At 69.0% G+C, this 12,340-nt stretch carries 13 protein-coding genes and 1 pseudogene; 8 read left to right on the forward strand and 6 right to left on the reverse strand.

Features of this window, described 5'->3' with window-relative positions; translation table 11 throughout:
- The 5 genes and pseudogenes from ABZX92_RS42665 to ABZX92_RS42685 form a co-directional block, all read left to right on the forward strand.
- Window positions 1–182, forward strand: a pseudogene (locus ABZX92_RS42665) (hypothetical protein); the annotation flags it as partial.
- A gap of 85 nt (window positions 183–267) precedes the next feature.
- On the forward strand, window positions 268–888 hold the full coding sequence (locus tag ABZX92_RS42670) for a hypothetical protein (protein WP_355571355.1): 621 nt from the start codon (window positions 268–270) through the stop codon (window positions 886–888).
- 70 nt (window positions 889–958) lie between these two features.
- Window positions 959–2,128, forward strand: a complete 1,170-nt coding sequence (locus tag ABZX92_RS42675) for an alginate lyase family protein (RefSeq protein WP_355571356.1) — start codon at window positions 959–961, stop codon at window positions 2,126–2,128.
- Window positions 2,129–2,148: 20 nt separating this feature from the next.
- Window positions 2,149–3,828 carry a dihydroxy-acid dehydratase gene (gene ilvD, locus ABZX92_RS42680; protein ID WP_355571358.1) on the forward strand — a complete coding sequence of 560 codons (1,680 nt, stop codon included), beginning with the start codon at window positions 2,149–2,151 and terminating at the stop codon, window positions 3,826–3,828.
- Between the two features lie 127 nt (window positions 3,829–3,955).
- On the forward strand, window positions 3,956–4,681 hold the full coding sequence (locus ABZX92_RS42685) for a PRC and DUF2382 domain-containing protein (protein WP_355571360.1): 726 nt from the start codon (window positions 3,956–3,958) through the stop codon (window positions 4,679–4,681).
- On the opposite strand, the gene ABZX92_RS42690 is transcribed toward ABZX92_RS42685, so the two are convergent.
- A complete protein-coding gene (locus ABZX92_RS42690) occupies window positions 4,678–5,115 on the reverse strand; it encodes a hypothetical protein (RefSeq protein WP_355571362.1) in 438 nt (145 codons plus the stop codon). The genes ABZX92_RS42685 and ABZX92_RS42690 overlap by 4 nt on opposite strands.
- A 1-nt stretch (window position 5,116) precedes the next feature.
- Window positions 5,117–6,715, reverse strand: coding sequence for an AMP-dependent synthetase/ligase (locus tag ABZX92_RS42695; RefSeq protein ID WP_355571364.1), 1,599 nt, complete (start codon window positions 6,713–6,715; stop codon window positions 5,117–5,119).
- Window positions 6,716–6,765: 50 nt separating this feature from the next.
- Here ABZX92_RS42695 and ABZX92_RS42700 point away from each other — a divergent pair, with 50 nt between their 5' ends.
- Complete coding sequence (locus ABZX92_RS42700; protein WP_355571365.1) at window positions 6,766–7,305, forward strand: TetR/AcrR family transcriptional regulator; 540 nt, start codon at window positions 6,766–6,768, stop codon at window positions 7,303–7,305.
- Here ABZX92_RS42700 and ABZX92_RS42705 read toward each other — a convergent pair.
- A complete protein-coding gene (locus tag ABZX92_RS42705) occupies window positions 7,302–7,475 on the reverse strand; it encodes a hypothetical protein (RefSeq protein ID WP_355571367.1) in 174 nt (57 codons plus the stop codon). The genes ABZX92_RS42700 and ABZX92_RS42705 overlap by 4 nt on opposite strands.
- A gap of 67 nt (window positions 7,476–7,542) precedes the next feature.
- Between ABZX92_RS42705 and ABZX92_RS42710 the strand changes: the two genes are divergently transcribed.
- Window positions 7,543–8,151 (forward strand): alpha-ketoglutarate-dependent dioxygenase AlkB, encoded by a 609-nt coding sequence (locus tag ABZX92_RS42710; RefSeq protein WP_355571369.1) that lies wholly within the window; start codon window positions 7,543–7,545, stop codon window positions 8,149–8,151.
- On the opposite strand, the gene ABZX92_RS42715 is transcribed toward ABZX92_RS42710, so the two are convergent.
- The 3 genes from ABZX92_RS42715 to ABZX92_RS42725 form a co-directional block, all read right to left on the reverse strand.
- Window positions 8,117–8,689 (reverse strand): TMEM175 family protein, encoded by a 573-nt coding sequence (locus tag ABZX92_RS42715; RefSeq protein ID WP_355571376.1) that lies wholly within the window; start codon window positions 8,687–8,689, stop codon window positions 8,117–8,119. The genes ABZX92_RS42710 and ABZX92_RS42715 overlap by 35 nt on opposite strands.
- A gap of 41 nt (window positions 8,690–8,730) precedes the next feature.
- On the reverse strand, window positions 8,731–10,362 hold the full coding sequence (locus ABZX92_RS42720; RefSeq protein ID WP_355571371.1) for a PHP domain-containing protein: 1,632 nt from the start codon (window positions 10,360–10,362) through the stop codon (window positions 8,731–8,733).
- 86 nt (window positions 10,363–10,448) lie between these two features.
- Window positions 10,449–11,834, reverse strand: a complete 1,386-nt coding sequence (locus tag ABZX92_RS42725) for a PP2C family protein-serine/threonine phosphatase (protein ID WP_355571372.1) — start codon at window positions 11,832–11,834, stop codon at window positions 10,449–10,451.
- A gap of 137 nt (window positions 11,835–11,971) precedes the next feature.
- Here ABZX92_RS42725 and ABZX92_RS42730 point away from each other — a divergent pair, with 137 nt between their 5' ends.
- The gene (locus ABZX92_RS42730; protein ID WP_355571374.1) at window positions 11,972–12,334 is read left to right on the forward strand and encodes a hypothetical protein; all 363 of its coding nucleotides are present in this window, start codon (window positions 11,972–11,974) and stop codon (window positions 12,332–12,334) included.
- Window positions 12,335–12,340: the final 6 nt, after the last annotated feature.

Below are 12,340 nucleotides of genomic sequence, written 5' to 3' on the forward strand. Positions count from 1 at the left end.
TCTCCCTGACCTACAACATCCCCAGGGACATCCAGCAGAAGGGTCAGTACAAGGTGGACTCGTTCCCGGAGGAGGCGCACAACCCGTTCTCCGACCACGACGACTTCGCCAACGTCATGTCGCAGCAGATCATGAACCGCCTGGTCAACTGCGTGAACACGGGCAAGAAGTGCAAGGAGTGACCCACTCCTAGCGAGCGAGAATCCCCGGTGCACCTCCCGCGCACCGGGGATTTTCGTTGTCCCGCTTGGGGATTACCCTGTCGCGGTGGCTTTGGCGAAACGGCGGACCTGGCGCGATGCGGACGGTGAGCGGATCCCCGGGACGTGGCGGCACGCCTTCATCCGCAACGGGGACAGGTACTTCCTCACCGATCTGCTCATCTACGCCGACGGGATGGTCGACTGCTGGGGACTCGTCACGCTGGACGAGTTCGCCCGCATGGTCACCTCTGGCAAGGTGGCGACCGAGATTCCCGAGGGCGCGGAAGGGTCCGCGCTTCACCTGGGAGCCTGGAAGTTCGCTGAACCGCGGTCCTGGATCACCGCCGGCGCGCTGCTCGCCGAGGTCCGCGACGACGTCGACCAGCTGGCCGGCCGACCGGACTCCACGGCCCGATGCCTCGCGGCGGTGGACGTCTTCCTCGCCGAGCAGACCGAGGAGAACCGGGCGAAGCTGCGTGACGCGTATGCGGCCATCCCAGAGCACATGCGGGGCTACGCGCTCGGCGACATGGACCGCGGGGACTGGCCGCTGCGGGTGCTCGCGGCTGGTCCGGGCAACCGGTACTCCTGGCAGGACGAGGACAGGACCGTCGGCCGAAAAGCCCACGCCGCAGCCCTGAAGTACTTCACCGATCTGCGCGGAACCGCCGGTTCAGAAGCGTGAACCGTTCACCAGCTTGAACATGTTCCGGAAACATTGACCGCAAAGGTATAGACCACTAACACTGTGCCGCATGGTCACCCGTTCCTGCGCGGTGCTGATCGCACTGCTGGCATCATTGCTGGTACCGGTCACCGGTTCCGTCTCGGCGGCTCCGGCGACGTTCGTCCACCCGGGAGTCGTGGTTTCCCGGCCACAGCTGGACTTCGTGCGCGCCAAGGTCCAAGCGGGCGCCCAGCCGTGGAAGCTCGCCTACGACCGCATGATGGCGTCGAAGTACGCCGACCTGAACCGCACGCCGAAACCGCGTGCCGTGGTCGAGTGCGGCCCCTACTCCAACCCCAACTACGGCTGCACCGATGAGCGCGAGGACGCCATCGCGGCCTACACGATGTCGCTCGCCTGGTACATGACGCGCGACAACCGATATGCCACCAAGGCGATCCAGCTCATGGACGCCTGGTCCGCCACCATCCGCGACCACACCAACTCGAACGCGCCGTTGCAGACCGCGTGGTCGGCTTCCTCGTGGCCCAAGGCGGCGGAGATCATCAAGCACGTCTACGGGAGCTGGCCGAACAGCGCTCGTTTCGGCACGATGCTGCGCAACGTCTACCTCCCCGAGATCCAGAACGGCCGCGCGAACACCAACGGCAACTGGGAACTCAGCATGATGGAGGCGTCGATCGGCATCGCGGTCTTCCTGGAGGACCGGGCCGCCTACGACAAGGCCATCGGCATCTTCCGCACCCGCATTCCCGCCTACATCTACCTGACCACCGACGGTTCGCTGCCGAAGACGCCGCCGGGCAGCGGCATCGACACCCGCTCGGAGATCATCTCCTACTGGCAGGGCCAGTCGACGTTCGTGGACGGGCTGTCCCAGGAGACCTGCCGGGACTTCACGCACACCGGGTACGGGCTCGCGGCGGCCGCGCACCTCGCCGAGACGGCCCGGCACCAGGGCCAGGACATCTGGGGCGAGATCAAGGACCGGATGCGGCACGCGTGGGGCCTGCACACCAAGTACCAGAACGGTGAGCCGGTGCCGTCGTGGCTGTGCGGCGGGTCGTACAACCAGAGCCTCGGGCCGACGTCGGAGGTGTCGTTCAACGCGCTGAACACCCGGCTGGGCATCGCGATGGCGAACACCCAGGCCTACACCGAGCGGATGCGTCCACAGGGGACGGACAACCTGTTCGTCGCCTGGGAGACGCTGACTCACGCAGCCAACCCCGCCTGAGAAGTACTAGCGTGCGTGGCATGACAGACGTGAAGCCACGCAGCCGCGACGTGACCGACGGCCTGGAGCGCACCGCCGCGCGCGGGATGCTCCGGGCCGTCGGCATGGGCGACGACGACTGGGAGAAGCCGCAGATCGGCGTCGCCTCGTCGTGGAACGAGATCACGCCGTGCAACCTGTCGCTCGACCGCCTCGCCAAGGCGTCGAAGGACGGGGTGCACGCGGCGGGCGGGTACCCGCTGGAGTTCGGCACGATCTCGGTGTCGGACGGCATCTCGATGGGCCACGAGGGCATGCACTTCTCGCTGGTGTCGCGCGAGGTGATCGCGGACAGCGTCGAGACGGTGATGCAGGCCGAGCGCCTCGACGGCTCGGTGCTGCTGGCCGGGTGCGACAAGTCGTTGCCGGGCATGCTGATGGCGGCGGCGCGGCTCGACCTCGCCTCGGTGTTCCTCTATGCAGGCTCGATCCTGCCAGGCCGCGTCACGCTGACCGACGGCACCGAGAAGGAAGTCACGATCATCGACGCGTTCGAGGCCGTCGGGGCCTGTGCGCGCGGGCTGATGAGCCGTGAGGACGTCGACCTGATCGAACGCGCGATCTGCCCCGGTGAGGGTGCGTGCGGTGGCATGTACACGGCGAACACCATGGCCAGCGCGGCGGAAGCACTCGGCATGTCGTTGCCGGGCAGTGCCGCTCCCCCGGCCACCGACCGCCGCCGTGACGGGTTCGCGCGCCGGTCCGGCCAGGCCGTGGTCCAGATGCTGCGCAAGGGCATCACCGCCCGGCAGATCATGACGCGCGAGGCGTTCGAGAACGCGATCGCCGTCGTCATGGCGTTCGGCGGCTCCACCAACGCCGTGCTGCACCTGCTCGCGATCGCCCACGAGGCCGGCGTCGAACTGTCGCTGGACGACTTCAGCCGCATCGGCGCGCGCGTGCCGCACCTGGCCGACGTGAAGCCGTTCGGACGCCACGTGATGACCGACGTCGACCGCATCGGCGGCGTGCCCGTGGTGATGAAGGCGCTGCTGGACGCCGGTCTGCTGCACGGCGACTGCCTCACCGTCACCGGCCGCACGGTCGCCGAGAACCTCGCCGACATCGCGCCGCCCGACCCCGACGGCCTCGTGCTGCGCGCCCTCGACAAGCCGATCCACCACACCGGCGGCATCACGATCCTGAAAGGTTCGCTCGCTCCGGACGGCGCCGTCGTGAAGTCCGCGGGCTTCGACTCGGACGTCTTCACCGGCACCGCGCGGGTGTTCGACCGCGAGCGCGCCGCGATGGACGCGCTGGAGGACGGCACGATCACCGCGGGCGACGTCGTCGTGATCCGCTACGAGGGTCCCAAGGGCGGGCCGGGCATGCGCGAGATGCTCGCCATCACCGCGGCGATCAAGGGCGCGGGCCTCGGCAAGGACGTCCTGCTGCTCACCGACGGCCGCTTCTCCGGCGGCACCACGGGGTTGTGCGTCGGGCACGTGGCACCGGAGGCGGTCGACGGCGGGCCCATCGCGTTCGTGCGCGACGGCGACCGGATCACGCTGAACGTCGCCGAGGGCACGCTGGACGTGGACGCCGACCTCGACAGCCGCCGGGAGGGCTGGGCACCGCTGCCCCCGCGCTACGAACGCGGCGTGCTCGCCAAGTACGCCAAGCTCGTCGGGTCCGCGTCGCGCGGAGCCGTGTGTGACTGAGGGTCACTCACTCGACTGAATTGCCGGGCGTGGGCGGTCACCTGGTCGGTGGGCGCCCGCGATCGGCCGTGCGATGGCGGGTACCTCGCGGTGGCAAGCCGACAGCCAACGCGGGAGGACAGCGACGATGATCGATCAGACGCACGTTGAGGCTCTGTACGACTGCGACGTGATCGACAACCACGGCGAGAAGATCGGTTCGGTCAAGCGGGTGTGGCTCGAAGACGGCACCGGCAGGCCGATGTGGGCGGAAGTCCACACCGGACTGTTCGGCATGAAGGAGAGCTTCGTCCCCATCCAGCAGGGACAGGTGGCGGGCGGCGCGATCACCGTGCCCGTCGCCAAGGAGCAGGTGAAGGACGCGCCGAGCGTGCACACGTCGGGCGACCACATGTCGGACCAGGAGCAGGAGGCGCTCTACCGGCACTACGGGATGAGGATGCCGCAGCCCAAGTCCGGTGGGCACGACCGGCTTCCCGGCAGGCGCTCGGACGACGCCGCCGAGGTCACGCTCTCGGAGGAGAAGCTCGACGTCGGCACGCGCGAGGTCGAGACGGGCCGGGTGCGGCTGGTCAAGCACACGGTCACCGAGCAGCGCAACATCACCGTTCCGGTCACGCACGAAGAGGTCCGCGTCGTTCGCGAGCCGGTCAAGGGCAACGCCGGCAAGGCGTTCGCCGACGAGCAGGCCGAAGTCACGCTGCACCGCGAGGAACCGGTGGTGCAGAAGCGCACGGAGGCCGTCGAACGGGTCCGGCTGGAGAAGGACGCGGTCACCGAGCAGAAGACCGTCAAGGGCGAGGTGCGCAAGGAGCGCGTCGAGGTCGAGCGCGACGACGAGCGCAGGCGCTAGGCCAGCCGGCCTGCCAGGACGAAGGCCGCGCCCAGCAGCCCCAGTGCGACGGCCAGCCAGAAGTCGGTTCGACGTGGTCGCGGGGCAATCCCGCGCCACGTCAGCCGGGCTCCGTAGATCGCCGCGAGCATGCCGGCGAATCCCAGCACTCCCGTGCTCACCGCCGCGAGCACGGACATCGGGAGATACGCCGCGCGCTGGGACAACCACACGAACATCGCGCAGAGCGTTCCGCCGAGAATCGCCAGACCGCCCAGTCCCTGCAGGCCTTCGACGAGGGAGTCGTGGGCTTCCTGTTCGGGGACCTCGGCGTGGTGCGCCAGTTCGGTGAGCGTCGCGCGATGCCGGGCCAGCTCCTCGTCGGAGTACGTGCTGAACGCCAGGACGGCCAGCGGGAGGACCCGGGCGGTCAGGACCAGGCCGGGATCACGCACCTCAGTACAGGCCGTCGAGCGTGTCGGCGTAACGCTTCTCGATCTCCCGGCGGCGCGGCTTCAGCGACGCGGTCAGCAACCCGTCCTCGACGCTGAAGTCGTGCTCCAGCACCGCGAACCGCTTGATCGTCTCGTGCCGTGCCAGCTGCGCGTTGACGCTCTTGATCACCTGCGAGACCTCGGACTCGGCGTCGGTGAGGCCCTTCGCGGTGTCCGGGTCGAGCGTCACCAATGCCACGCAGTACTTGCGGCGGTCGCCGTGCACGATCACGTTGCTGATGTACGGCGACGCCGCGTTGATCATGCTCTCGATCCGCGCGGGCGCGACGTACTTGCCGCCCGAGGTCTTGATCAGCTCCTTCTTGCGGTCGGTGATCTTCAACCGCCCGGCGTCGTCGAGCTCGCCGATGTCGCCGGTGTGCAACCAGCCGTCGATGATCGTCTCGGCGGTCGCGTCGGGCCGGTTGTGGTAGCCGCGCATGACGCCGGGGCCCTTGAGGAGGACCTCTCCGTCGTCCGCGATCTTGACCTCCATGCCGGGGATCGGCGGGCCGACCGTGCCGAGCTGGATCATGCCCGGCCGGTTGAAGAACGAGCCGGCGGACGACTCGGTCAGGCCGTAGCCCTCCAGGATCGTGATGCCGGAGCGTGCGAAGAACTCCGCGATCTCGTGGGCGAGCGGTGCCGAGCCGGACACGAAGTACCGGATCCGGCCGCCCACGCGGTCGCGCAACTTGCGGTACACCAGGCGATCCGCGAGCCAGCGCGTCGCCGGCCCGTGCTCGCGGTCGGCCCAGCGGAAGATCTTTTCGGTGAGCCCGCCCTTCTCGCGCGCACCCGCGACGATCCGGCCGTGGATCTTCTCGAAGATGCGCGGCGCGGCGGCCACGATGGTCGGCTTCAGCTCGCCGAGGTTGTCGACGATCCGCTCGACACTCCCGTCCACCGCGGTCGGCACGCCCGCGGCGATCATCGCCATCGTCAGCACCTTGCCGAACGCGTGCGACAACGGCAGCCACAGGAAGTGCAGGTCCGTCGGCAGCAGAATGCCCAGTGACGCAATGGCTTCCGACGTCGTCAGCCAGTTGTCGTGGGTGAGCTCGACGCCCTTGGGGGTGCCGGTCGTGCCCGAGGTGTAGATCAAGGTGGCGAGGTCTTCCGGGCCCAGCTCGTCGATCAACGCGTCGTAGTCGCCGTCAGCCTGGGGCACCGCGCCGAACCGCAGCACCTCGACCTCCGCGGGCATGAGCGCGGCCTGCTCGTCGGTGTCCACGACGACCATGCGGCTGCCGGAGTCGCTGACGATGTGCGCGACCTCGCCGCGCGTGCTGTTCGGGTAGATCGTGGTGGTGGCACCGCCGGCGGCGAGCACGGCCAGGTCGGTGACGATCCACTCGATGCTGGTGCCGCCCATCAACGCGACCCGGTCGCCCTTGGCGAGACCTGCGGCGCGCAGCCCGAACGCTTCCTTCGCGACACGTTCCTGCAGCTCAGCCCATGTGAGCGAGGCCCAGCCACCGGACGTGCGGTACCGCATCGCCTCGGCGTCGGGCGTGCGGGTGACCCGGTCGCGCAGCAGGTCGGGAATAGACAGCGCCATTGCTCATCCCTTTCTCTGGAGCGTCGCTCCAGAGCGGTACTCTAACCGTCATGGCCGACCGACGACAGTCTCTCCTCGACGCGGCGCTCAAGCTCGTCGAGGAGGGCGGCCTCGACGCCGTGACGATCGCGGCACTGACCGAGCGGTCCGGCATGTCGAACGGCAGCATCTACCACCACTTCGGCAGCCGCGCGGGCGTGTTCGCGCAGCTCTACGCCGACAGCTACGCCCGCTGCGTCGCCGCGATGAGGCCCGCCCTGGACTCGCGCGCTGCTGGTGCGGCGGTGCGCGATCTGGCGCTGCGCTACCTGGACTGGGTGACGGAGAACCCGAGCCGCGCCCGGTTCCTCTACGCCGCACCGGACCACGCCGACCCGGCCGTGAAGCAGGCGGAGTTCGCGCCCGTGTTGACGTGGTTCGTCGAACGCATGGAGTCCGGCGAGATGCGCGCGGTGCCGCCGTGGGCCCTCGAACCCGTGGTGATGGGACCGGCGCACGAGTCGGTGCGCCGGTTCCTGCTCGGGGTGTTCGACCTGGCCGAGGCCCGCGAGATCATCGCGGACGCGGTCTGGGCAGTGCTGAAGCCCTAGTCCTCGTCGGGGGCTTTCGGCCCGCGGATCACGTTCCCGTCGCCGAACGACACGTCGCCGCCGACCGTGTGGACCTGCATGATCATCCCGGTCATCTCGCCGCCCACGACGTTGATGACGTTCCTGTGGACCTGCACGGTCTCGAACTCGTCGTTCTCTTCCCCAGTCATATCCGGATTATCCGTCCTGGCAGCAGCTCGTTAGCAATAGAACACGTGTTCGATTATGCTGCCGGACATGCGCCAGGGATCACTGTTCGACCTGGAGGCGGAGCCCGCACTGGCGCCGCTCGCCCCTCGCCGCACCGAGCTGGGCCACGGCGCGTGGATCGACGTGCAGCCGGGCTGGCTCGCGGGTGCCGACGCACTCTTCGACCAGCTCGTCGGCGAGGTGCCGTGGCGGGCGGAGCGCAGGCAGATGTACGACAACGTGGTCGACGTGCCGCGCCTGCTCTGCTTCTACAGCGGCCGGCTCCCGTTCGACGTGCTCACCACGGCCCGCGACACCCTCTCCGAGCACTACCTGCCTGAGCTGAAAGAACCCTTCACCACGGCGGGCCTCTGCTACTACCGCGACGGCCGGGACAGCGTGGCGTGGCACGGCGACACGATCGGCCGCGGTCAGACCGAGGACACGATGGTCGCGATCGTGTCGGTGGGCACGCCCCGAGCGCTGCTACTGCGCCCACGCGGCGGCGGCGAGACCCACAAGTACGCGCTGGGGCACGGCGACCTGCTCGTGATGGGCGGCTCGTGCCAACGCACCTGGGAACACGCCATCCCGAAGACGTCGAAGGTCGTCGGCCCCAGGATCAGCGTTCAGTTCCGCCCGCACGGGGTCCGATGAGCCGCGACGTCGCCGACTGCAGCAGCAGGAGCAGCAGGCCCCAGTAGCTGATCACCGGCACCAGCGCGAGCGCGATCAGCAGCAGGACCGCCGGCGTCACGGCCGCGATGACCACGCGCGGGGTCAGGCTGTCCCGGTGCACGAGGAGCGTCATGGCGCACAGCAAAGCGCTGCTCGCCAGGATCGTGCCGACGTAGAAGAACTGCGTGAACGTGTCACTGCCGTACTCGCCCACCAGACCGGTCGGGAACGGCAGCACGACGATGGTGAGCACCCACGCCATGTTCAGCAGCATCAACGGGTGGGTGTACTCGCGCACGTTCTCGAAGATCCGGTGGTGCGCCATCCACAGCTGCGCGATCACGGCGAAGCTCAGCAGGAAGCTGAAGATCTGCGGCCAGTGGTGGGAGATCAGCTCGGCCGGACGTCCGGCACCCGGTTCCGAGATGATCTCCACCAGCGGCAGCACCAGCAGCGTGATCGCGATGGCGGCGACAGCGTCGGTGAAGAGAACTAGGCGATCGGGCTCACGCTTCATGGACACCCGGTCAACATAGTCCGGAAAGGACTTCCGCGTGATCAGATCACGTCGACGAACACGGGATTCGCGTAGAACCAGAGATCCGCCCACGGATCGGCGTTCGCGATCTCGTCGATCATCGGGTCACCGGCGGACGTCAGGCGCTTGCCGTCGCTTCCCCGCAGCCGCAGGTAGAACGAACGCTCGACGTTCTTGAACGTGTGCGTGAACCGGATCTTGCCACGACGCGGCACCTCGAACGTCTTCACCACCGAAGTCTCCGGCGCCAGAAACACGTCACGGTCAACGGACGGACCGGTCACCGGACCCGAAATCAGGTCGACCTTGGCCAGCACGGGCGTAGCACCCGACCAGTTCGGGCCGGAAGCGCGGTCGATCTCGATCGTCACCTCGACGTCGCCACCGCGGCGCACGAACGTCCGCCCGCCCAACGTCACACCGCGCAGGTCGTCACGCGACTGAACACGCACCGAGAGGCCGTCGATCAGCCTGCCGTGCACCGTGACCACCTTGCCGGACTGCAAGCCGCGCATGATGTCCACATAGGACCGCGAACGAGCACCCACGACGTTCGCGCCGTACTGGCCGGGGAAGAAGTCGCCGTACTGAGTCTGCTTCACGCCCGAGTCGACGGGGGCACCGCGCGTCCCGGTCGTGGCGTAGTCCTGCTTGCCCGGCGTCAAAGTGTCCGCGAACACCTGGTGCACGTCGGAGTTCGCGGTGATCCACCACGGACGGCCCTCGGCGAGCAGCGCGTCCCACATGCCGCCGACGCGAGCGGTCATCCAGTCGAAACCGCCGTGCGTGCGGTAGGACTCCGCCGGGTAGCCGGGGAACGACTCGGGCAGCGGGGCGGGCGTGTCGTAGTAGCCGCGCGCACGGCCGGGACCGCCGGCGGCCTTCGACAGACCGGCGGCCTGGTGGCCGGGCGCGCCCTCCATGCCGACCGCGACACCGGGCGCCGCGTCGCGCCAGCCGCGCAGCTCGTGCGGGCTGTCCACGCCGCGCCGGGACGGGTGGTTCGCGAACATCAGCGCGATCTCGGTCCGTCCGGAGAGGACCTGCGCCTCCAGGTACCGCAGCGCCGACAGCGCCAGCGGCTCGGCGTTGCCGGCGATGCGGCCGTCGTAGGACAGCTCGAACGCCTTGAGGATGTCGACGGTGTGCTTGCCGGGCGGCATGAACACGGTGGCGTGCTCGGCGCCGGGGATGTTCCACTCAAGACCCTGGTAGACCAGCATGTCGCGGTGCGCCCTACGCGCGCGCTCGACGTCCGGCGTGACCTGGTCGATCGAGAACTTCTGGTGCGCGGGACCACCGTGGTCGGTGATCACCACCCAGTCGAGGCCGAACTCGCGGGCCTTGCTCACCTGGTGCTCGATCGGGTACTGGCCGTCGTCGGAGTACTGCGTGTGGATGTGGTGGTCGCCGGCGTACCAGCGGTCCCCGCCACCCCAGGGGTTGACAGGCACGTGGGCCTCGGCCTCGCCGGTGCCGACGGCGACAGCGCCGACAGCGCCGGCCGCGATGCCCAGACCGGCGAGGAACTTGCGGCGCTCCACCGACGAGGGACGGTCGTCCTCCGCGTCGAGCCAGCTGCCCTCAACCGGCTCTACCTCGTGGTGGTGGTGCGTGTGATCACCGTGCGGGTGATCGTGAGAGTGGGACATGCGGAGATCTCAACCGGTCGATCTGTCGTGGCAAACGAACGGGCGGTGAACGCTTGTACCGGGAATTTCACTCACACGGCGGATGGTCACACGGCCTGCACGGACAGCAACGCGAGATCGTCGTGATCATCGCGGTCCAGCCACTTCAGCACGGCCTCCTCGCAGTGCCGCGCGATCTCCTCCGCCGAGAATCCCCTGCACTCCTTCAGCACTGTCCGCAGCCGCTGCTCGCCGAACAGTTCGGTGCGGTCCGTGTGGGCGCGTGCCTCGGTGAAACCGTCCGAGTACAGCACCAGCGTGTCGCCCGGCGCCAGCGTGATCTGCTCGCCGCTGAACCGGACATCCGACAGGATGCCGACAATCGCACCGGGCGCGCTGACTTCCTGCACCGAGCCGTCCGCCCGCAGGATCATCGGCGCCGGATGCCCACCGGAGGCGAGCGAGAGCCGCACTCCCCCGGACGACAACGGCACCAGCTCGCCGACGACGATCGTGGTGAAGAGCTTGGAACCGGTGGCGCGCAACGAGGTGTTCAGCAGGTGCAGCAGCCGCACCGGGTTCGTCTCGACGAGCGAGAGCGCCTGCAGCGACTGCCGGACTCGTCCACTGTGGACCGCCGCTTCGAGGCCGTGGCCGCAGACGTCGCCCAGCGCGAACGTCGCCGAGCCGTCCGTGCGCGGGTGCACGTCGTAGAAGTCGCCGCCGACCAGCGCGCGCTGGTGGGCCGGGATGAACACCGACCCCATCTCCACCCCGCGCACCTCGGGCAACGGCAGCGGCAGCAACGCCGAGCGCAGGATGTCGATCGTGCGCTGTTGCTCGGTCAGCCGCGACGCCGACTCCAACGCCACCGCCGCGTGCTTGCCGAACAGCCGGATCCGCTCCACGTCGTTCGGCGCGAAGTCACCCCGCCGCAGCACGACCAGCGCGCCGCCGACGCCCAGCGGGACGGCCAGAGCAGACCCGAAGTCCTCCGGCACGCCCCAGTTACCTTCACCCAAAGAGGTGATCCTGGCCAGGGTCGAGGTGCCCGTGAGCACCTCGGAGATCGTGGACGCCCGGCGCGGCGAACGCGCGACCGTCGGTTCGCCGCCGCCACAACGCCACCACTCCAGGCGGTCACGCGACGCGGGCACCACGGCGACGCAGTGCTCCCCCAGCAACTCCGCCGCGAGCTGCACGATCGTCTTCAGCGTGGTCTGCCTCGACGTGCCGCCCGCCAGCCGCAGATGGGCGTGATCGAGCGCGGAGTCGGTGAAGTACCAGGCACTCCAGCCCTCGCCCAGGTCGTGCTGCCGCCCCGCGACGTGCACGTCGAAGCGCTCGCCGAGGAACAGCCGGGGGAACCGGGCGGCCGCGGCGGCGTTGCGCACGCGCACCACGCCGGCCGGGTCCACGACGAGGACGGCTTCGCGCAGCCCGTCCACCAGGCGCTGCCAGCCGTCGAGGTCGATGCCCACGGCGCTGCTCATCCGCTCTTGTCCAGCGCGCTCGGCCGAATCATCACGGCCTCCTGCGGGTCGTTTGCGTGCATCGCGGCATCAAGTTACCTCGCTCCCAACCTAACGTGGCAGGCTTGGCTGCGACCACCGAGGCACGGAGGCTTGGAGTGACCACGGCCAACGAAGAGACGGACGCGACCCTCGATCGGGTTCTCTCCGCCATGAGAGACCTGCGGGACGGCAACTTCCGCCGCAGGCTCGTCGTGCCGGGCAACGGGCCCGTGTCGGCCCTCGCGGACGTGTTCAACGAGATCGCGGAGCGCAACCAGTGGCTCGCCGGTGAGCTGGGCCGCGTCCGCCAGGCGGTGGGCCAGGAGGGCAGGCTGACCGAACGGGACCTGACCGGCGCCCGGTGCACCTGCGGCGGCACGTCGGACAAGATCGGCTTGCGCAGGTGGTCGCGGGGCCGGGTTCCGTTGCGGGCGATGGCCGTCGGGTGCGTAGGTGGTCACCAGGTGCGAGTTGCGTAGCAACAA

Origin of the sequence: Lentzea sp. NPDC006480 (genome assembly GCF_040611995.1) — a bacterium.
In the GTDB taxonomy this organism is placed as follows: domain Bacteria; phylum Actinomycetota; class Actinomycetes; order Mycobacteriales; family Pseudonocardiaceae; genus Lentzea.

Coding starts and splice junctions, on each gene's coding strand:
- ABZX92_RS42675 (WP_355571356.1), top strand. CDS start 959: ATGGTCACCCGTTCCTGCGCGGTGCTGATCGCACTGCTGGCATCATTG.
- ilvD (WP_355571358.1), top strand. CDS start 2,149: ATGACAGACGTGAAGCCACGCAGCCGCGACGTGACCGACGGCCTGGAG.
- ABZX92_RS42685 (WP_355571360.1), top strand. CDS start 3,956: ATGATCGATCAGACGCACGTTGAGGCTCTGTACGACTGCGACGTGATC.
- ABZX92_RS42695 (WP_355571364.1), bottom strand. CDS start 6,715: ATGGCGCTGTCTATTCCCGACCTGCTGCGCGACCGGGTCACCCGCACG.
- ABZX92_RS42700 (WP_355571365.1), top strand. CDS start 6,766: ATGGCCGACCGACGACAGTCTCTCCTCGACGCGGCGCTCAAGCTCGTC.
- ABZX92_RS42705 (WP_355571367.1), bottom strand. CDS start 7,475: ATGACTGGGGAAGAGAACGACGAGTTCGAGACCGTGCAGGTCCACAGG.
- ABZX92_RS42710 (WP_355571369.1), top strand. CDS start 7,543: ATGCGCCAGGGATCACTGTTCGACCTGGAGGCGGAGCCCGCACTGGCG.
- ABZX92_RS42715 (WP_355571376.1), bottom strand. CDS start 8,689: ATGAAGCGTGAGCCCGATCGCCTAGTTCTCTTCACCGACGCTGTCGCC.
- ABZX92_RS42720 (WP_355571371.1), bottom strand. CDS start 10,362: ATGTCCCACTCTCACGATCACCCGCACGGTGATCACACGCACCACCAC.
- ABZX92_RS42725 (WP_355571372.1), bottom strand. CDS start 11,834: ATGAGCAGCGCCGTGGGCATCGACCTCGACGGCTGGCAGCGCCTGGTG.